The following is a 20,404-nucleotide window of genomic DNA, read 5'->3' as shown; positions in this document are numbered from 1 at the left end:
TAATCCTGAGTGGTTACCACCGGTTTTTTGATCGATTCTGTGGGCATCGAAACATGCCTGCGGAGAACATCATGGCCAGCGCAATCATCACTTCTGCCAAACACGGCGCCTACCTGGCTATCGCTCTTTACGTGGTCCTGGTGCTGGTTGTCAGCCTCTCGCCACAATCGCGCCAACCGCTTGAAGCACCGATTCAAGTCGCTCATCCCGGCATCCAGTTTGAACACCGTTCGCAAACCGCGATGGTCGATCAGGCTGAACTCGCGGGAGTCGCCGGGGAATGAAAGGGCACAGACTTTGGGTCATCGCCTTCCTGGCGTTCATGACCAATGGATCTTCCTTGCTGGGGATCGGACAGGGCTCGGCGGGGTCGGTGGCACGGACTATCGAAGCCAATCACAACCTTGCTCGTAACATTGAAACCGCGAAGGCCTTGGGGCTGCTGGCCGGGAATCCGCCAATCGAACGCCAGAACGACTTCTTCGGGCCGTTCCACGTGGATTGCTCGGTATTGGAGATGTGCTCGGTATTGGCGTGAATGCCAGCGGCCACAATGGACCGCTACTTTGCCATTACTCCGATGAAAAGCTCCGACTCCAGAAACCGCTGCAACCAGGCCTGCAAACGGCGATAGGGCGTCTGCCCAAACCACTCGCGATCGACATGGGCGAACTGCCGCACGAACGGCATCAGCGCCACATCCGCCAGGCTCGGATGCTCGGCCAGCAAGAAGTCGCGTCCCTCCAGCAACTCATCGAGCCTGCGCAAAAACACCTCGCCCTCAGCTCGATAAACCGTCATTGGCTGCTCGGGGTATCGCTCGGCGTACTTGTAGCGATTCAGGTGCACTTTGAACACTTGATCGTTTTCTTCGATCAACCCGGCAATGAGTTGCTGCCCGGCAGGATCATCCTTGAGCAACCAATCCTGCGGATCATTCTGCGCCAGGGCCCAGTGCATGATCGCCAGGCTTTCATCGATCACCTGACCGTCGACGTTCAGCACCGGCACCGTGCCTTTGCTCGACAGCGCAAGCATTTCGGCAGGTTTGGCCTTCAGACTGACCTCGACAATATTCACCGCAACCCCTGAATAGCGCAGGGCCATGCGCGCCCGCATCGCGTAGGGGCAGCGGCGGAAGGAGTACAGCGTATTCATTTCACCTCCAGCGTACTCAGGCCGTTGCCCTGACGGCGGACCTGAATCTGCACCGGAATCCGTTCGTGCATTTCCTGTACGTGTGAAATCACCGCGACTTTTCGTCCCTGGGCTTGCAAGCCGTCGAGAGCATCCATGGCCAGTTGCAGGGATTCCGGATCGAGGCTGCCGAAGCCTTCGTCGATGAACAACGATTCGATTTTCAACGTGCTCGATGCCATGGACGCCAAACCGAGCGCCAGGGCCAGTGACACCAGGAACGTCTCGCCGCCGGACAACGAATGCACCGAACGCAGTTCATCACCCATCTCGGTGTCCATCACCAACAACCCGAGCATGCTGCCGCCACGTTTGAGGCGATAGCGCCGCACCAGTTGCCGCAACTGAACGTTGGCGTGATGCACCAGCAGGTCGAGGTTGTAGGCTTGGGCGATCTTGCGGAAGGTGTCGCCCGTGGCCGAACCGATCAGGGCATTCAAACGTGCCCAGCGTTGGTATTCGGTATAGGCGTCGGCAATCTGCTGCGCGAGGGCCTGATTGGCGTTTTGCCGGCGCTGATCCTCGGCCTGTTCGGCGCGCAGTTCGGCGCAACGGTGTTCGCTGGTGGTGAACTGGTTTTGCAATTCGGCAAGCGCCGTGGCCAGCTGTTCGAAGTCGAGATTGCCGTTGTGCTGTGCCTGGTGATTGAGCAGACGCTGATCGCGTTCCTGTAACAGGACCTTGGTCTGTTCGATGGCTTTTTCGCTTTGCTGCAATTGCCGGCGCAGTTCGCTGAGCTGCTGGTCGTCGACACTCAGCAGATCTTCCAGACCACCGTCATCCAGCTCCGGATGCAATGCGCGCCAGTCGGCAATCTTGCCGCTCAGCTCGCGATCTTCGGTGTCCAGTGCCTGCGAACGTTCTTGCTGAGCCTTGAGTTCGGCGCCCAGCTGCACCAGCCGCGTACGCACGGTTTGCAGTTCCTGATTGGCCGTGGCTTCGGCATTGCGCGCCTGTTCGACGGCTTGATCCAGTTGCTGCTGCCACTGCTCGGCGCTGGCGTGTTCGCCGAGCAATTGCGTGAGTTTTTGCTGGCAGGCCTGTTGCTGGTCGGCGAGGGCGGTGAATTGCTGGCGGGCCGTTTCCAACTGCTGGAGGCGAGTGAGTTGGCGGTCCTGTTCTTTCTCCAGCGTTTGCTGCCGTTGTTGCTGTTCGCTGAGTTCATCGCGTTGCTGATCGAGTTGTTCCAGGCGCTGGCTGATCTGCCGGTCCAACTGCATGAAGGTCGCGGCCGGCTCGTTGCGCAGCGCTTGCAGCGTATCGGCCGGGAGCAGGGTGCTGAACGCCCTCAACTCCTCGTCCAGACGCTGGCGATCACTGCTCAACTCACGTTGCTGGTTGGCCAGGTGCTGGGCAGCTTGCTGGCTCGCCGCTTCAGCGCTACGCAGTTGCTGTTGAAGGCGCGCGGCGTCTTGCTGCAGGGTGAGCAGGGCGGTTTGCCGTTGTTCGTCCTGAGTGATGCTTTGGTTCAACTGGTTATTTTGCTGCACCAACCAGGCATCGCGTTTAGCCGCATCCTGCGTGAGCAATTGCGCAGACAACGGATGGGCTTCAAGGCTCGGTGCCAGGCTCTGTTGCTGCGTCGCGAGGTGTTCTTGCTGTTGCAGCAACTCCTTTTGCTGAGCAATCACGCCGCCCACTTCAGCGCGCAGGTCAGTGAGCTTTTCTTTCAGCAGGTCGACGGCTTTCTGGGCGTTGGCCTGTTCGCTTTCATCATGCCGGCCAAGGCTCTGCAGCAGGGCTTCGGGCTGATGATAGGGATGGTCGGGGCTGCCACAGACCGGGCACGGCTGATCGTCCTGCAACTGCTCGCGCAGTTCTTCGACACTGGCGCTGCGGGCCAGGCGCTGGCGCTCCAGCAGTTCGCGGGTGACGCTCAGGGTCTGTTCGGCAATGACCAATTCGTTCTTGGCTTTCACGCCGTCCTGGGTCAGACGTTCTCGTTCTTGCTGAGCGGTGAGCTGGCGCTGCTGGAGTTCGGACGCGCGCTTGTCCAGTTCCTGCTGACTGGCCCACAGGCGTGTCAGCTCCTCAAAGGCTCGCTGCTGCTTGCGGTTGTCTTGCAACAGACTCCCGAGAATCCGGATCTGCTCGGCCACCGCTTCCGGTTCGGCGCCGGCTTCCTTGTACAGCACTTCAAGGCTCTGGCGCTGAGTGGACAGGTCCTCGGCGGCGCGAGCGGCGCTTTGTTCCAGGGCGGCCAGTTCGGCCTGGCCCTTGTTCAGGCGATTGCCGATCAGCATCAACTGTTGCAGGCGATCACGGTAGGCGTTCCAGGCATCGCTCAAGGGTGCTAGAGGGGTGCTTTGTTTAAGCTCCCCGGCAATCCGCTGCAAACGTTCGGCGACCTGTTTCTGTTGGTCGAGCAAGCCTTGGATCGCGTTTTGGCCCTGAGTGCAGGCCAGTTCCGTCTGCTGCTTGAGCTCGGCACTGAGGCTGGCGTCCTTGACCAGACGGGCGAGGGTGCTTTGCTCTTCGAAGGCCTGACGCAGCAGCGGAGCGCTGGAGGTGTGTTGGCCTTGGGCTTCGACGAGTGCGGCCTGCGCAGCGCTCAGGCTGTGTTCGAGTTGCGTCTGGCGCTCGTTCAGCTCGGTTTGCTGTTGGGTGTGTTGCTGAATCTGCGCGGCCAGCGGTGTGAGCTGGGCGATGAGTTCAGTCTTGCGGGCGAACTGGTGCCGTTGCGGGGCCAGTTGCTCCAGGCGAGTCAGCTTCAAACGTTCGCTGGCCAGACCTTCCCAGTGCTGCCGGGCCGATTGCAGCTGCTCGGTGGCGCTCTGTTGTTCGTCCTGCAATTGACGCAAGTCCTTGAGCCAGGTGTGTTGCAGCTCCAATTGCTTGAGTTGCGCTTGCTGGGTCTTGAGTTGTTGCTGAGCCTCGTTGAAGCGTTCATCGAGTTCCGCGCGCGCTTCGGGCGACAGCGGCGTCACGCCGGTGGCCTGGTCCTGCAACAGCTTGTGGGTTTCGCGAGCCTCTTTGGTTTTGTCGAACGCCCGGCGACCGAGGCGCGTATACAGCGCGGTGTCGGTGAGTTTTTCCAGCAGTTCGCTACGTTCGTTGTCGTTGGCCTTGAGGAACGCACTGAATTCACTCTGGGCCAGCAGCACCGCGCGGGTGAATTGCTCAAAGTTCAGGCCCAGAACGGATTCGAGCTGGGTTTTGAATTCAACTTTCTGACTGGCCAGCAGTTGATCCAGATCGATGTCGCGCAAACTCTGACGGCTGGCTTGCAGCTTGCCGCCGGCCTTCTCCCGGGCGCGATTAGCTTCCCAGCGAGCGCGGTAGCGACGGCCATCGATGCCAACGAAATCGACTTCGGCATACCCTTCACCCGTGCCGCGACGCAGCAATGTGCGGGGGTCGCCAGTGCTGATCTCGCCGTCGGCGTCTGGCGCTTTGGCAGACACCTGGGCATTGCTCAGCCGAGGCACAGCACCGAACAGCGCCAGGCACAAGGCGTCGAGCAAGGTGCTTTTACCGGCGCCGGTCGGCCCGGTGATCGCGAACAGACCAGCGCTGGCCAGCGGCTCAGCGGTAAAGTCGATTTCAAAAGGCCCGGCCAGTGAGGCGAGGTTTTTCAGGCGGATCGCGAGGATCTTCATGGTTGTTCGCTCTCCATCTGCACGTCTTGCAACAACTCGGCGAAGTCCTTGAGGGTTTGCTCGTCGACCTCGCTGCCGTAATTGTCCTGCCAGGCGCGGCTGAACAGTTCCTGAGGCGAGAGCTGGTCGAGTTCGATCAAGGCCGTGCCGTCATCCACGCCATCGCGGCTGCCATTGCCGGCATATTCAGCGGCGATCCGCACCAGCCGCACGGCTTTGCCTTGCAGGGCGGTTTCCACTTGATAACGCAAGTCGGGTTGCGGCTCGTCGAGGCGCACCCGAACTTCCAGCCATGGCTGGCGCTGGATATCGGCCAGTAGGTCGATGTTCGGCAAGTCAGCCAGTTGCAGGAGGATTTCCGCCAATGGCGCGGGACCGATGCGTTGCAGATTCACCGCACGGGGGATCAGTTTGGGTTCGACGCTGACCAGGGTTTCGCCTTTCAGTGTGATGTCGAGAATCTGGTGCTGATAGCCAATCTCGGAGAACGACAACGGAATCGGCGAGCCGCTGTAGCGGATGCGCTCTTCACCATTGACCTTCTGCGGCTTGTGCAAGTGACCGAGGGCGACGTAACTGATGCTCGGCCCGAACAGGCTGGCGGGCAGCGCTTCGGCGTTGCCGATGATCAGGCTGCGCTCGGAGTCTTCCGACACCGAACCGCCGGCCATGTGCGCGTGGCTGATGGCGATCAGCGCCTGACCCGGTTTGCGCTTGGCATTGGCCGCTTCGATCAGCCATTCGTGAACCTGACCGATACCGCGCAGGTAGTTGTCGCCCAGGTGCGCGCCGGTTACTTCGGCGGGGCGCAGGAACGGCAGCGCCAGGCACCAGGCGACGGTTTTGCCTTTGGCATCCGGCAATGGCAGCAGCAGGCGCTCAGCGTCGAGTTGGCCATCATCCAGCCACAGCACACGACCCAGCGCATGCGTGCGCAAACGCCGCATCAACGGCGCGGGCAGTTCGATCCGTGAGCCGGAATCGTGGTTGCCGGCGATCATCACGATGGTCAGCTTCGGCTGCTGTTCATGGGCGCTGACGATGAAGTCGTAGAGGCGTTCCTGGGCTTTGACCGGCGGGTTGACCGTGTCGAAGATATCGCCGGCGATCAGCAGCACGTCTGGTTGGTCCAGCTTCAGCTGGCGCAGCAGCCATTCGAGAAAGCAGGCGTGTTCGAAATCGCGTTCCTGGCCGTGCAGGTTTTGCCCAAGGTGCCAGTCGGAGGTGTGAAACAGACGCAAGGTGAACTCCGTAGGAAATAAGGTGATGGCCGCGAGGAAAATGATGGCGGCTAAAGGGGAGGGAGTTTACTGGCAAACACGTTGGATGTGGCTATGTACTGACCTTGCTGTAGTGGCGGGGCTTTTGTGGCGAGGGGGCTTGCCCCCGTTGGGTCGCGAAGCGGCCCCTCCGTTTCTTCAGATACATCACATTACCTGGATTTACGACCGCTTCGCGGCCGAACGGGGGCAAGCCCCCTCGCCACAAAAGCCCCTTCCCTCAAGTGATAGTGATTTTACTTCGGATAAAGCGGCGGCAATCCACTGTCGCCCACCGGATCCTGAACCCGCTCGGCAATCGGAATCGCCTTGATCGCCCGCCACAGGTCTTCACCTTGCCAATGCTGGCCGGTTTCGCTGTAGAGCGCGCCGTTCAAGCCGTCGAGGGCGTCGGACAACGGCACAAAGCGCGCCGCCATATCGGCCAGGGTTTCCGGTTGTTGTCGGGCCCAGGCGTCGAGGGCCTGGCGGGTGGCGTGGGAGTCGTTGGCCTGACAGGCGCGTTTGAGATCGTCGAGCACCGTGCGCGGGCTCGGGCCGGTCTGCGCCGCACGCAGGATCGCCGGTTGCCAGCGGGCGCGCCACCAGAGACCGAAGCCCAGCAGGGTGGTGCAGGCCAGGATCAGGGTGCTGAGTTTCCACCACCAGAGGGCTTCGTTGTCGGCTGCGGAAAAGACTTGAGGCATGCCGGCCGGGGTGTCGACTATCAGGCTCGGGTTGTTCGCCACTGGCAGGGTTTGGGCCGGCAGGCTGCTGTGATCCAGGTGGTCCTCGAAGGTGTTCCACCAGATCACTTCAACCGCTGGCAATTCGATTGCGCCACTGCGCGTCGGGACGAGGGCTTCACGGTCTTCGCGACTGCCGATCAGGCCTCGTTCGCTGTTCTGGTTACCCAGCACCGGTTGATCCGGGTAGCGCCGCAAGCCGTTGACGTCGGTGGCGGGCAGCGGTGGCAGTTGCGAACTGTCCAGCCCCTCAGCCTTTACCGTCAGGCTGCGGGTCAACGAATCACCCACCTGCGCATGATCCGGTTCCGGGTTCCAGCTTTCGCTCAGGCTGAGGCTACGGGCCGGCAGCCACGGCACGTCGGCCGGGTAGGTGATGGGTTTGGCCTTGACCGTCAGCAGAATCTCGGCGGAGCTGACCCGCATCAATTTGCCGGATTTCGGTGCCTGCGCGGCTGAGTCCTTGGCGGGTTGTGCGTCCACCAGTGCGGCATTGAATACCTGCGGTGGAATGACCAGCTCACCGCTGTGTTGCGGGTAGATCGCGTAGCGCATTTCGATCACGCCGTGGCGCAGGCCATTGATGTCTTTCTCATAGGTGCGTGCTTCGCCCAGTTGCTCGATGCGCACATCGGGGATTTGCAAAGGGGGCAGGCTGCTGTCGTCGTACAGCGACACCGAATGGTAGATGCGCAAGGTCAGGATCGCCTGGGCTTGTACGTACACGCTGTTTTGATCGAGGCTGGCGTCGATGAACACCGGGTCCCGTTGGGTCGGGCTGTCCTGGGTTTCGGTCTCGACCACTTGCACGGTGATCGGCTGGCTCTGCACGTCACCCAGTTGCAGTGACGGAATCACCACGCTGCCGTTTTGCCGAGGCAGCAGGGTGATGATCCAGCGGGTGGTCGCCCGGTTGTCGCCGTTCAGGGTGGTCAACTGGTTGACCTGACGGGTGCCGCGCACGTCGAACAGCGGCTCCAGTGGTGTCAGGTCGGGCCTGCCGAACTGCGTCACGTCGTTGGATTCCAGGGTCAGTTCAATCGTTTCGCCGCTGTTCAGGCGACTGCGATCCACACTGGCGACCAGCCCCGCAGCCTGGGCCTGAACAGTGCAGATCAGCAGTGCGAGCAAGAAAGTGGTGAAGCGGGTCATCGAGTTTTTCCCTGATCCTGATGTTGTTGCTGTTCATACCAGAATTTGCGCCTGAGCAATTCACCCGGGTCATCCGGGATCTTGCGCAGCCATTGCTCCAGCGCCTGGCGCTGTTCGCCGTCGATGCTGTCGTTGGCCGGGCGCATCGGTGGTCGGGTGCTGTCTTCATCCCCCAGTTCACTGCCCGGGACTTCATTGGTGCCGGGTTTCGACGGCGCTTTGCTCTGTTGGTCAGAGTCCGTCGTGGTTGGTTGGCCGTCGCTTTTCGGTTCGCCCTTATCCGCCGGTTGCGTGGCCGCGCCCGGCGGCGGTTCTTGCGTGGGGGGCTCGGTCTCGTTGCCGGCGTTTTTGTCCTGATCAACGGGCGGTGGAGTGTTTTTCTGCTTGAGCAGAGTTTCCACCAGCGCTTTGTTGGTCAGGGCCGGACGCAAATCCGGTTGGCGTTCCAGTGCCTGATCGTAGGCATCCAGCGCGGCTTCCAGCTCGCCGCTTTTGGCCAGGGCGTTGCCACGATTGTAGTGGGCGTGGGCGTCGCTGCCTTCGGCGAACCGCTGGGCGGCGCCGCTGTAGTCGCCTGCCTCATAGAGCGCGACACCTTGCCATTGTCGATCTTCGAAATGCTGCGCCGCCTCGGCCGGGCGCTTTTGCTTGAGCAGGATCAGACCCTGTTGGTCGGACCGCAGCCACAAATCGTTGAAGTCGAAGGCATAACTCGGTTGTGGCAGCAAAAACAGCAGTGGCAAGCAGAACAGCCAGCCGCGACGACCGGCGCACGCCGCCAGCAGCAGCAACGGCAACAACAGCCAGTAACCCTGATCGGCCCACGTATCGAGGCGCAGGGTATGGCCGTCGTTGCGCAGCGCGCGTGGTCCCTCGAGCAAGCCGAGTGCGCGCAAGTCGGCATCGTCCAGGCGCGCGTGGCGATAGCTTCCGCCCAGGTCGTTGGCAAAGGCTTTCAGGCTTGGCTCGTCCAGATGTGGCACCAGAATCGCGCCTTGGTCGTCCTTCAGAAAACTGCCGTCCTCCTGGGTGATTGGCGCGCCTTCGGCAGTGCCGATACCGAGCATCAGAAATTGTGTCGATTTGCCGTCCAGCGCCTGCTCAATCCCCTGGCGTTCCAGTTCGGTCAAGGTCGAACCGATCAGCAGGATCCGCCCGTCGCCGAGGGCGCCCTGTTTCAGCAGGGCAAGGGCCTTGGTCACCGCCAGGTCGGCGCGATGCCCCACTTGGGGCATCAGCGAAGGCTTGAGGGCATCCAATAGATTACGGCTGGTCGACAGGTCATCAGATAGCGGCACCAACGTGTGAGCGCTGCCGGCGTAGACGACGATCGCGGTCTGGGCATCGCTGCGGTTCTCCAGCAGGTCGAACAGCTTGCGCCGAGCCTGTTCCAGCCGGCTGGGCGGTACGTCGGTGGCGAGCATTTCCGGGGTCAGCTCAAGGACCACGACCAGTGGGTCGGCGGGTTTCTGGCTGGCTTGCTCGACACGTTCCCAGCTCGGCCCAAGCAGCGCCAGAACAGTCAGCACCCAGGCACATCCAAGGATGACCCACGGCAATTTGCTGTCGCGACCGCTGCCACCACTGAGCAGCGCGGCATGGAAGGCCGGTGGCAGAATCATCTGCCAGCGCCCGGCGCGTTTCTGCCGATGCCAGAGTTGCCAGAGCAACCAGCCCAGCAATGGCAACAACAGCAACCACCAGGGGCGGAACAAGTACGGCCAGAGTGCACTCATCGGCGCCTCCGCAGACGCAGGCGTTTAAGCCGCTGGCGCCAGTCGGGCAGTTGAGTTTGCAGAAGGTCCTTGGTGAACAGTCGCCGCAATGGGTTGTCAGGCCAGCGCTCGCGAACCACCAGCAGCATGCTCAACAGCAACGCCAGCGCCAAAGGCCAGTGGTACAACGCCTGAGCCGGGCGGGCCTGAGTCGGTTGCTGCGTCACCGGTTCCAGTTGGTCGAGGGTGTCCTTGATCGCTTGCAGTTCCTTGCCATCATGGGCGCGAAAATACTGGCCGCCCGTGGCTTCGGCGATCGCCATCAAGGAGGGTTCGTCGAGGTCGAGGCTCGGGTTGACCCCCAGGAAACCCAAAGTGCCGCTTTGCTCCGGATCGGCGCCGATGCCGATCGGGTAGATTTTCACGCCTTCGCTAGCCGCCAGCCGCGCAGCCGTGAGCGGGTCGATTTGGCCACCGTTGTTGGCGCCGTCAGTGACCAGAATCAGTACGCGACTTTGTGCCGGGCGTTGGCGCAGGCGTTTGAGGGCCAGGCCGATGGCATCGCCGATGGCGGTGTTCTTGCCGGCGATGCCGATCCGCGCCTCGTCAAGCCACACGCGCACCGTGTGCCGGTCGAACGTCAGCGGTGCTTGCAGATACGCCTGGCTGCCGAACAGGATCAGGCCGACGCGATCGCCATCGCGACTTTCAAGGAAGTCACCGAGCAAGTGCTGAACCAGGGTGAGTCGACTGACTTCTTCGTCCTGCCACTGCATGTCGGGGAAATCCATCGAGCCGGACACGTCGACCGCTACCAGCAGATCGCGACCGCTGGCGGCGATGGGCAGCGGTTCGCCAAGCCATTGCGGGCGCGCCGCCGCGATCAGTAGCAACAGCCACAGCAGAATGAACGGTGCCTGTTGGCGCCAGGCCGGCAGGTTGGCCCGGGCGCGGCGGCGGACCAGGCCTTCGAGGTCGCCGAGGAAGCTGACTTTGAGCGCCGGCTCGCCACTGTCGGCGACAGGCAGCACGACGCGCATCAGCCAGGGCAGCGGCAACAGGGCAAAGACCCACGGCCAGGCGAACTCAAACATGTTTACGAATCCAGGTGTCGACCGCTTGAGTCAGGCCGGCGATGGCCTTGTCGTCGAGTTTGCATTCGGGTTTGTAGGCGCCTTCGACCAGCACCATCCAGCGGGTCAGGCCGGCGGCCGGGCAGCGATTGTCGAGGAATGCCAGCCATTTGCGCCCATTGAGGGTGTGGCTCTGGCTGTAGGGGTAATGGTTGCGGCACAGGCGTTTGAGCAAACCGTTGAGTTGCTGCAACCAGGCACCGGCCGGCGCGCCGTCGTAGGGTTTGGGCATCCGCGCGAGTTCTGCCAGCGCGGCGAGGCGCACCGGGTCCAGCGGTTGTTCGGCGCGCACGATCGGGCGTTTGTTCGCAAAGAAGTGCCTGGCCTTCCACAGACCGAAACCAATGAACGGCACTAACACCAGCAACAGCCACCAGCCCGGTGCCGGTGGCCAGAATTCGATGGGTGGCGGGGAGATCAGCGGTTGCAGTTGATCGAGGCTGCTCATCGGCCTTTCCCCGGTTTCTGCGGGTTCAGGTATTCGCGCAATTGTTCGACCATCTCGCTCTGGGTGCTCAGGGGCATCAGCAATACCCGCAGCTTCTGCGCGAGCAATTCCCAGCGAGCGAGGCGCGCTTCGGCCTGGGCGCGATAGGTCTGGCGCAGCTCGAAATTCAGGGTGTCGAGTTCCAGTTGCGCACCGCGTTCGGCAAAACGTAAAAGCCCGGCGGCGGGCAGGGCGTGATCCAGCGGATCGGATACCGGCAGCAGCAATAGATCGCAATGCCGCGACAACAGGCTCAGCTGTTGTTCGGCGCCCTCGGTCAGGGTGCGTTCGTCGCAGATGATGATCACCAGGCTGCCGGGGCGCAGTACTTCCCGGGCGCGACGCAAGGCAATGTTGAAGGCGTCCCGGTCCGGCTCGTTTTCCGTGTGCAGCGACTGATTGACCCGCACCAGCCGGTTGAGCAATTGCAGCAGGCTCTGTTTGCTGCGTCGTGGCTTGATTTCATAGTGCTCGTTGTTGCCGAACACCAGTCCGCCGACCCGATCGTTATGACCCAGTGCGGCCCAGCCGATCAGGCTCGCGGCCTGGGCGGCGAGCACCGATTTGAACATCAGCCCCGAGCCGAAAAACAGTCGGCGGCTTTGCTCGACCATGATGAAAATCGGCCGCTCGCGCTCTTCATGGAACAGCTTGGTATGGGGTTCCTGGGTGCGGGCGGTGACGCGCCAATCGATGCTGCGCACGTCATCGCCGGCCTGATAGACCCGCACCTGATCGAAGTCCACCCCGCGCCCGCGCAGTTTGGAGTGGTGCAGGCCGATCAGCGGGCTGCGCTGGCTCGGTGTGGAAAACAGTTGCACTTCACGCACGCGATGACGCATCTCGATCAGTTCGGCGAGGCTGACACGGATGCCCGGCTCGGGCGGCAGGGTGACGTTCATCGGGGTCAAGCGACGGCTACGACGTCGAGAATCCGCTGGACCACCCGGTCCTGGTCGATGCCCGCGGCTTCGGCTTCAAAGGAAAGAATGATGCGGTGGCGCAGTACGTCGAACAGCACGGCTTGAATGTCTTCCGGGCTGACGAAGTCGCGACCGGCCAGCCAGGCGTGGGCCCGGGCGCAACGGTCGAGGGCAATCGAGCCGCGCGGGCTGGCGCCATAGGCGATCCACTCGGCCATCTCCGGGTCGAACTTGGCCGGGGTGCGCGTGGCCATGACCAGTTGCACCAGGTATTCCTCCACGGCATCGGCCATGTACAAGCCAAGGATTTCCTTGCGTGCGGCAAAAATCGCCTGCTGGCTGACCCGGCGCTCGGGCTTGGTTTCGCCGTTCAGCGCTTCGCCACGGGCCTGTTGCAGGATCCGACGTTCGACGGCGGCGTCCGGGAAGCCGATTTTCACGTGCATCAGGAAGCGGTCGAGTTGCGCTTCGGGCAATGGATAGGTGCCTTCCTGCTCGATCGGGTTTTGTGTGGCCATTACCAGAAACAGCGGCGACAGCTCGTAGGTGCTGCGCCCGACGCTGACCTGGCGCTCGCCCATGGCTTCGAGCAGGGCCGATTGAACCTTGGCCGGGGCGCGGTTGATTTCGTCCGCCAGCACCAGGTTGTGGAAGATCGGGCCTTGCTGGAACACGAAACTGCCGGTTTCCGGGCGATAGATTTCCGTGCCGGTGATGTCGGCCGGCAACAGGTCGGGGGTGAACTGGATGCGATGGAACTGTGCTTCGATGCCTTCGGCAAGTTCTTTGATGGCCTTGGTCTTGGCCAGGCCCGGAGCGCCCTCGACCAGCATGTGGCCGTCGGCGAGCAAGGCGATGAGCAAGCGCTCGATGAGTTTTTCCTGGCCGAGAATCTGCGTTGAAAGAAAGGTTCGCAGCGCTAGCAGCGCTTCACGATGTTCCATCGATGACTGTTCCTGGAAAGGGTGACCGAAGACGTTCGAATAACGCCAGGGCTGGGGGCGTTACTTTAATCTATCGCGGGGGGCGGCGACTAACGGCATTTTGTGCAAAGTGCAGGAATTGATTGGCGAGATTGTTTGAATTTTGTAGGACTCAGAGGGTGATGGTGTTCTTTCGGGCCTCTTCGCGAGCAAGCCCGCTCCCACATTGGAATTGTGCTGGACGCAAATTTTGCATCCGCAGGAGACCCCCTGTGGGAGCGAGCCTGCTCGCGATGAGGCCGGTTCAGGCACCCGAAATTCTGAGGCTCAGAGCTGACTTACTTAGGTGCCAGTACCCCTGAGGAAATTCTGCTCCCACATTGGAATTGTGCTGGACGCAAATTTTTGCATCCGCAGGAGACCCCCTGTGGGAGCGAGCCTGCTCGCGATGAGGCCGGTTCAGGCACCCGAAATTCTGAGACTCAGAGCTGACTTATGTAGGTGCCAGTGCCCTTGAGAATGTTCTGCAGTGTTTCTTCCACTTCAGCCAAATCGCTCGCATCAGTGCTGTGAATGATTTCCAGCGAATCATCACCGTTGAGCGCATCGGCGTCAGCGGCAGCGATTTCGATCAGCAGGCGGGTAGGGCTGAGGGTGACTTTTACGCCGTCCAGCGTCGAAGGCTCGTCGCCAAGGCTGATGTCCAGCGCGTCCTCGTCCGGGTAGCGGGTCATCAGGAACATATCGCCCTGATCGCTGTGGCAGCAGAGCATGGCCATGTTGTCTTCTTCGTCGTCGCACGGGTTGACGATCAAGAGGGCGGTGGTCATTTGCATGGGGAATTCCTGGCTCGACGAGCGTTGTGAAGACGAACAAAGGGCGATTCTGCCAGCCCTGGGGAATTTCTGCTCGCCTGAGTGTCTGAGGATGTGTCGTGAACATCTGGGGTGTTGCTGGTCATTTCTGGTACGGATGTGCCGTAAAACCGGGCTTAAACCCCCCGTTTTGCCGTGCGGCTGCTAGTGTTGTTCGATGCACAAGGCGCAAGCTGCGTACCGATGACCGAATATGTCGCAGCGCTGCAAGCACGGGGCTTGCCGCACTGGTTAAGCTGCGCAACGGATGAGCACCTGTAAAGGCATTGCGCTGCACCTTGCCCAGTCGTTTTTGCAGATGCCCATTCATGGAAGGTGAATGTGACCTGAGTGTCTCGTCCAGCTTCACCCACCTGTCATCCTGTTTCCTCTGCCCGAGAATCAGGAACAGGGTGACGGATTGCCCCGAAAGGGGTTTGCACGCGACGCTTCCATCAATAACAAGCCCAAGCGGAGTACCACAGATGGCGTTCTTCACCGCAGCCAGCAAAGCCGACTTCCAGCACCAACTGCAAGCGGCACTGGCCCAGCACATCAGTGAACAGGCACTGCCACAAGTGGCGCTGTTCGCGGAACAATTTTTCGGCATCATTTCCCTGGACGAGCTGACCCAGCGTCGGTTGTCCGACCTCGCCGGCTGCACCCTTTCTGCGTGGCGCCTGCTTGAGCGCTTCGATCACGCGCAACCGCAAGTGCGCGTCTACAACCCCGATTACGAACGCCACGGCTGGCAGTCGACCCACACCGCGGTCGAAGTGCTGCACCACGACCTGCCATTTCTGGTGGACTCGGTACGCACCGAGCTGAACCGTCGCGGCTACAGCATCCATACCCTGCAAACCACTGTGCTGAGCGTACGTCGCGGCAGCAAGGGCGAGTTGCTGGAAATCCTGCCGAAAGGCACCCAGGGCGAAGGCATTCTTCAAGAATCGCTGATGTACCTGGAAATCGACCGTTGCGCCAACTCGGCCGAACTGAATGTCCTGAGCAAGGAACTGGAACAGGTTCTCGGTGAAGTCCGCGTTGCGGTTGCCGATTTCGAGCCGATGAAAGCCAAGGTTCAGGAAATCCTGACCGGCCTGGACAACAGCCAGTTCGCGGTCGACCCTGAAGAAAAAGGCGAAATCAAAAGCTTCCTGGAATGGCTGGTGGGCAACCACTTCACGTTCCTGGGCTATGAAGAATTCGTGGTGCGCGATGAAGCCGACGGCGGCCACATCGTCTACGACCAGGACTCGTTCCTCGGCCTGACCAAACTGCTGCGTACCGGCCTGACCTACGATGACCTGCGCATCGAAGACTACGCCGTAAACTACCTGCGCGAACCGACCCTGCTGTCATTCGCCAAGGCTGCGCACCCAAGCCGTGTACACCGTCCGGCTTACCCGGATTACGTGTCGATCCGTGAAATCGATGCCGACGGCAACGTGATCAAGGAATGCCGTTTCATGGGCCTGTACACCTCTTCGGTGTATGGCGAGAGCGTGCGGGTCATCCCGTACATCCGCCGCAAGGTCGAAGAAATCGAACGCCGTTCCGGCTTCCAGGCCAAGGCTCACCTGGGCAAGGAACTGGCGCAGGTGGTTGAAGTGCTGCCGCGTGACGACCTGTTCCAGACCCCGGTCGACGAACTGTTTGCCACCGTGATGTCGATCGTGCAGATCCAGGAACGTAACAAGATTCGCGTGTTCCTGCGCAAAGACCCGTATGGTCGTTTCTGCTACTGCCTGGCGTACGTGCCGCGCGATATCTACTCCACCGAAGTGCGCCAGAAGATCCAGCAAGTGCTGATGGATCGCCTGAAAGCCTCGGACTGCGAGTTCTGGACCTTCTTCTCCGAGTCCGTGCTGGCCCGCGTGCAACTGATTTTGCGCGTCGATCCGAAGAACCGTCTGGACATCGACCCGGTTCTGCTGGAAAAAGAAGTCGTGCAAGCCTGCCGCAGCTGGCAGGACGACTACGCGAGCCTGGTGGTCGAAAGCTTCGGCGAAGCCCACGGCACCAACGTGTTGGCCGACTTCCCGAAAGGCTTCCCGGCCGGTTACCGCGAGCGTTTCGCCGCGCATTCGGCTGTGGTCGACATGCAGCACCTGCTGAGCCTGAAAGAATCCAATCCGCTGGTGATGAGCTTCTATCAGCCACTGGGTCAGGTCTCCGGTCAGCGCGAGCTGCACTGCAAGCTGTATCACGCCGATACCCCGCTGGCGTTGTCAGACGTGTTGCCGATCCTGGAAAACCTCGGCCTGCGCGTGCTGGGTGAATTCCCGTATCGCCTGCGTCACAACAATGGCCGCGAGTTCTGGATTCACGATTTCGCGTTCACCGCCGCTGAAGGCCTGGAACTCGACATCCAGCAACTCAACGACACCTTGCAGGACGCTTTCGTCCACATCGTGCGCGGCGATGCCGAGAACGATGCGTTCAACCGCCTGGTGCTGACTGCCGGCCTGCCATGGCGCGATGTCGCGTTACTGCGTGCCTACGCCCGTTACATGAAGCAGATTCGCCTGGGCTTCGACCTGGGTTACATCGCCAGCACCCTGAACAATCACACCGACATCGCTCGCGAGTTGACCCGGTTGTTCAAAACCCGTTTCTACCTGGCGCGCAAGCTGACCGGCGACGATCTGGAAGACAAGCAGCAACGCCTGGAACACGCGATTCTCAGCGCCCTGGACGACGTTCAGGTACTGAACGAAGACCGTATCCTGCGTCGCTACCTGGACCTGATCAAGGCCACCCTGCGGACCAACTTCTACCAGACCGACGCGCACGGTCAGAACAAGTCCTACTTCAGCTTCAAGTTCAACCCGCACCAGATTCCAGAGCTGCCGAAGCCAGTACCGAAGTTCGAAATCTTCGTTTACTCGCCACGTGTCGAAGGCGTGCACCTGCGCTTCGGCAACGTTGCTCGCGGTGGTCTGCGCTGGTCTGATCGTGAAGAAGACTACCGCACCGAAGTCCTGGGCCTGGTAAAAGCCCAGCAAGTGAAGAACTCGGTCATCGTGCCGGTGGGCGCCAAGGGCGGCTTCCTGCCGCGTCGCCTGCCACTGGGTGGCGGTCGGGACGAGATCGCGGCCGAGGGCATCGCCTGCTACCGCATCTTCATCTCGGGCCTGTTGGACATCACCGACAACCTGAAAGACGGCGCGCTGGTACCGCCGGCCAACGTCGTGCGTCATGACGACGATGACCCGTACCTGGTGGTCGCTGCGGACAAGGGCACTGCAACCTTCTCCGACATCGCCAACGGCATCGCCATCGACTACGGCTTCTGGCTCGGCGATGCGTTCGCATCGGGCGGCTCGGCCGGTTACGACCACAAGAAAATGGGCATCACCGCCAAGGGCGCGTGGGTTGGCGTGCAACGTCACTTCCGCGAACGCGGCATCAATGTTCAGGAAGACAACATCACGGTCGTCGGCGTCGGCGACATGGCCGGTGACGTGTTCGGTAACGGCTTGTTGATGTCCGACAAGCTGCAACTGGTCGCAGCGTTCAACCACCTGCACATCTTCATCGACCCGAACCCGGAGCCGGCCAACAGCTTCGCCGAGCGTCAGCGCCTGTTCGACCTGCCGCGTTCGGCCTGGTCGGATTACGACACCAGCATCATGTCCGAAGGCGGCGGGATCTTCTCCCGTAGCGCGAAAAGCATCGCGATTTCCCCGCAGATGAAAGAGCGCTTCGACATTCAGGCTGACAAGCTGACCCCGACCGAACTGCTGAACGCCTTGCTCAAGGCACCGGTGGATCTGTTGTGGAACGGCGGTATCGGTACTTACGTCAAAGCCAGCAGCGAAAGCCACGCCGATGTCGGCGACAAGGCCAACGATGCGCTGCGCGTGAACGGCAACGAACTGCGCTGCAAAGTCGTGGGCGAGGGCGGTAACCTCGGTATGACCCAGCTGGGTCGTGTCGAATTCGGCCTCAATGGCGGCGGTTCCAACACCGACTTCATCGACAACGCCGGTGGTGTGGACTGCTCCGACCACGAAGTGAACATCAAGATCCTGCTGAACGAAGTGGTTCATGCCGGTGACATGACCGACAAGCAACGTAACCAGTTGCTGGCGAGCATGACCGACGAAGTCGGCAACCTGGTGCTGGGCAACAACTACAAGCAGACTCAGGCACTGTCCCTGGCGGCACGCCGTGCCTTCGTGCGGATTGCCGAATACAAGCGTCTGATGAACGATCTGGAAGGCCGCGGCAAGCTGGATCGCGCCATCGAGTTCCTGCCGTCTGAAGAAGCGATCAACGAGCGTCTCGCGGAAGGCCATGGCCTGACCCGTGCAGAGCTGTCGGTGCTGATCTCCTACAGTAAGATCGACCTCAAGGAAGCGCTGCTCAACTCCCAGGTGCCGGACGACGATTACCTGACGCGCGACATGGAAACCGCTTTCCCGCCGACCCTGGTGAGCAAGTTCTCCGACGCCATGCGCCGTCACCGTCTGAAGCGTGAGATCGTCAGCACCCAGATCGCCAACGATCTGGTCAACCACATGGGCATCACCTTCGTTCAACGACTCAAAGAGTCGACCGGCATGAGCCCGGCGAACGTGGCCGGTGCTTACGTGATCGTGCGCGACATCTTCCATCTCCCGCACTGGTTCCGTCAGATCGAAGCACTGGACTACCAGGTTTCCGCTGACGTGCAACTGGAGCTGATGGATGAGCTGATGCGTCTGGGCCGTCGCGCTACGCGCTGGTTCCTGCGCAGCCGTCGTAACGAGCAGAATGCTGCCCGTGACGTCGCGCACTTCGGTCCACATCTGGCAGCGCTGGGCCTCAAGCTCGACGAACTGCTGGAAGGCCCGACCCGCGAAGGCTGGCAGACCCGTTATCAGGCGTACGTTGCGGCTGGCGTTCCTGAGTTGCTGGCGCGCATGGTTGCAGGCACCACTCACCTGTACACCTTGCTGCCGATCATCGAAGCGTCCGACGTGACCGGTCAGAACGCCGCCGACGTGGCGAAGGCATACTTCGCCGTGGGCAGCGCGCTGGACATCACCTGGTACCTGCAACAGATCAGCGCTCTGCCGGTTGAAAACAACTGGCAGGCCCTGGCCCGTGAAGCGTTCCGCGATGACGTCGACTGGCAACAACGTGCGATCACCATCTCCGTCCTGCAACAGGGCGACGGCACCCAGGACGTGGAAACCCGTCTGGAACTTTGGATGGAAGAGCACGAAGGCATGATCGAACGCTGGCGCGCCATGCTGGTAGAAATCCGTGCCGCCAGCGGCACTGATTACGCCATGTATGCGGTGGCCAACCGTGAGTTGCTGGATCTGGCGTTGAGCGGTCAAGCGGTAGTGCCCGTCACTGCCGCTAGCATTGCCAGCGCTGAGTTGGAGCCGGCGGCCTGATCAGGCGCTGAATGAAGAAGCCCCGTCTTGAGAGAGACGGGGTTTTTTTTGCTTGAAGATTTTGTACCGTCTGGTCGGGCCTCATCGCGAGCAGGCTCACTCCCACATTGGTTTGCGTCGTACACAGAACTAATGTGGGAGCGAGCCTGCTCGCGATGGGGTCATTCGCCTTAATACAACTTCTGACCTGTTGTGTTATCGATCATCGATACTTTATCTGTCGGCCTGGTCAATAAATTACTGAGCGACTGGTCAAACTTCTGCAAGGCCCTGACTTGCACATTCTGTTGTTCGTTTATATCGGCAACTATCTCTTCGCTGCGTTTATAGTCCGCCCATAACGGACTCAGTTCTTTAGCGTCATGACCTTGCGCAGTGCCAATGTAGTTGAAGTTTGCATCGTAGAACGCTGCGCTGACATTTGCGCTGATGTCCGAACTGCGCGAGGTCATCAATTGACTGCGCGTGTCGACAATGGCGACCACGTCCGGTTTAGCGGCCTTGAGACTTTGCATGTCCGGATACACCGTCACCGAGCCAAACTGACGTTGCAAGGATGCTTTGACCCAGTCCACCGCCAGGTCCGGTTTGGAGGTGGCGACGTAGGCATCGTGAATCGACTGCACCAGCAGGCTCTGGCCGAAACCGGTGCCGGCGTTGGCCTGGTAATCCTGAAGGTAGTCGCGGTTGGTCTGCGTGTTGCGGCTGTACACGATGCCCAGGGACACGTTGCTGCCATGGGTGACATGCGTGGCGCTGCTGCGGCCGACCGGTCCGGTGAAAATGCCGTCGAGCGAAGAAACAGCTTTCGGTGCAGTGGGTATTGAACAACCCGTTAAAAGAATCGTTATCGTCAAGGTACTGACAAGTGCAAGTTTCATGGTGTTTCTCCCGTGAAACAACTTGAGTCGGAACGTTAATAGGCCGGACACAGTCGGCGGAGATTCCAGACTAAACCTGTCGACACTGAATGAAATGGCCAATCACTACACTTGTCAGGTGATCACTAGTTTTTGTTTGGTT

Annotated in this window: 14 protein-coding genes; 3 read left to right on the top strand and 11 right to left on the bottom strand. The window is 60.9% G+C overall.

Features of this window, described 5'->3' with window-relative positions; genetic code table 11:
- Positions 1 to 71: 71 nt before the first annotated feature.
- On the top strand, positions 72 to 284 hold the full coding sequence (locus IB252_RS15765) for a hypothetical protein (protein ID WP_008157051.1): 213 nt from the start codon (positions 72 to 74) through the stop codon (positions 282 to 284).
- Positions 281 to 538, top strand: coding sequence for a hypothetical protein (locus IB252_RS15760; protein WP_192409461.1), 258 nt, complete (start codon positions 281 to 283; stop codon positions 536 to 538). The genes IB252_RS15765 and IB252_RS15760 overlap by 4 nt, the downstream gene beginning before the upstream one ends.
- A gap of 23 nt (positions 539 to 561) precedes the next feature.
- Here IB252_RS15760 and IB252_RS15755 read toward each other — a convergent pair whose 3' ends face one another.
- The 10 genes from IB252_RS15755 to IB252_RS15710 form a co-directional block, all read right to left on the bottom strand.
- Complete coding sequence (locus tag IB252_RS15755) at positions 562 to 1,158, bottom strand: glutathione S-transferase (protein WP_192409460.1); 597 nt, start codon at positions 1,156 to 1,158, stop codon at positions 562 to 564.
- A complete protein-coding gene (locus tag IB252_RS15750) occupies positions 1,155 to 4,796 on the bottom strand; it encodes an AAA family ATPase (RefSeq protein WP_192409459.1) in 3,642 nt (1,213 codons plus the stop codon). Before IB252_RS15750 ends, IB252_RS15755 begins: the two co-directional genes overlap by 4 nt.
- Positions 4,793 to 6,037, bottom strand: coding sequence for an exonuclease SbcCD subunit D C-terminal domain-containing protein (locus tag IB252_RS15745; RefSeq protein ID WP_192409458.1), 1,245 nt, complete (start codon positions 6,035 to 6,037; stop codon positions 4,793 to 4,795). Before IB252_RS15745 ends, IB252_RS15750 begins: the two co-directional genes overlap by 4 nt.
- 275 nt (positions 6,038 to 6,312) lie before the next feature.
- Positions 6,313 to 7,953, bottom strand: coding sequence for a BatD family protein (locus IB252_RS15740; RefSeq protein ID WP_192409457.1), 1,641 nt, complete (start codon positions 7,951 to 7,953; stop codon positions 6,313 to 6,315).
- Positions 7,950 to 9,689, bottom strand: coding sequence for a tetratricopeptide repeat protein (locus IB252_RS15735; protein ID WP_192409456.1), 1,740 nt, complete (start codon positions 9,687 to 9,689; stop codon positions 7,950 to 7,952). The genes IB252_RS15740 and IB252_RS15735 overlap by 4 nt, the downstream gene beginning before the upstream one ends.
- Entirely contained in the window at positions 9,686 to 10,762 is a 1,077-nt protein-coding gene (locus tag IB252_RS15730; protein ID WP_111451556.1) for a vWA domain-containing protein, read from the bottom strand. Before IB252_RS15730 ends, IB252_RS15735 begins: the two co-directional genes overlap by 4 nt.
- Entirely contained in the window at positions 10,755 to 11,249 is a 495-nt protein-coding gene (locus IB252_RS15725; protein WP_192409455.1) for a DUF4381 domain-containing protein, read from the bottom strand. Before IB252_RS15725 ends, IB252_RS15730 begins: the two co-directional genes overlap by 8 nt.
- Positions 11,246 to 12,190 carry a DUF58 domain-containing protein gene (locus IB252_RS15720; protein WP_192409454.1) on the bottom strand — a complete coding sequence of 315 codons (945 nt, stop codon included), beginning with the start codon at positions 12,188 to 12,190 and terminating at the stop codon, positions 11,246 to 11,248. The genes IB252_RS15725 and IB252_RS15720 overlap by 4 nt, the downstream gene beginning before the upstream one ends.
- A gap of 5 nt (positions 12,191 to 12,195) precedes the next feature.
- Positions 12,196 to 13,155 (bottom strand): AAA family ATPase, encoded by a 960-nt coding sequence (locus tag IB252_RS15715; RefSeq protein ID WP_008150800.1) that lies wholly within the window; start codon positions 13,153 to 13,155, stop codon positions 12,196 to 12,198.
- A gap of 461 nt (positions 13,156 to 13,616) precedes the next feature.
- Complete coding sequence (locus IB252_RS15710; protein WP_074876853.1) at positions 13,617 to 13,970, bottom strand: hypothetical protein; 354 nt, start codon at positions 13,968 to 13,970, stop codon at positions 13,617 to 13,619.
- A 503-nt stretch (positions 13,971 to 14,473) separates the two neighbouring features.
- Between IB252_RS15710 and IB252_RS15705 the strand changes: the two genes are divergently transcribed.
- Complete coding sequence (locus IB252_RS15705; RefSeq protein WP_192409453.1) at positions 14,474 to 19,381, top strand: NAD-glutamate dehydrogenase; 4,908 nt, start codon at positions 14,474 to 14,476, stop codon at positions 19,379 to 19,381.
- 170 nt (positions 19,382 to 19,551) lie between these two features.
- Here the strand turns inward: IB252_RS15705 and IB252_RS15700 are convergent, their stop codons facing one another.
- Positions 19,552 to 20,262, bottom strand: coding sequence for an ATPase (locus IB252_RS15700; RefSeq protein ID WP_192409452.1), 711 nt, complete (start codon positions 20,260 to 20,262; stop codon positions 19,552 to 19,554).
- Positions 20,263 to 20,404: the final 142 nt, after the last annotated feature.

The organism is Pseudomonas sp. PDM10, assembly GCF_014852295.1.
Classification (GTDB): domain Bacteria; phylum Pseudomonadota; class Gammaproteobacteria; order Pseudomonadales; family Pseudomonadaceae; genus Aquipseudomonas.
Note: the sequence above shows the minus strand (reverse complement) of the source record. Positions and strands in the feature narration are given on the sequence as shown.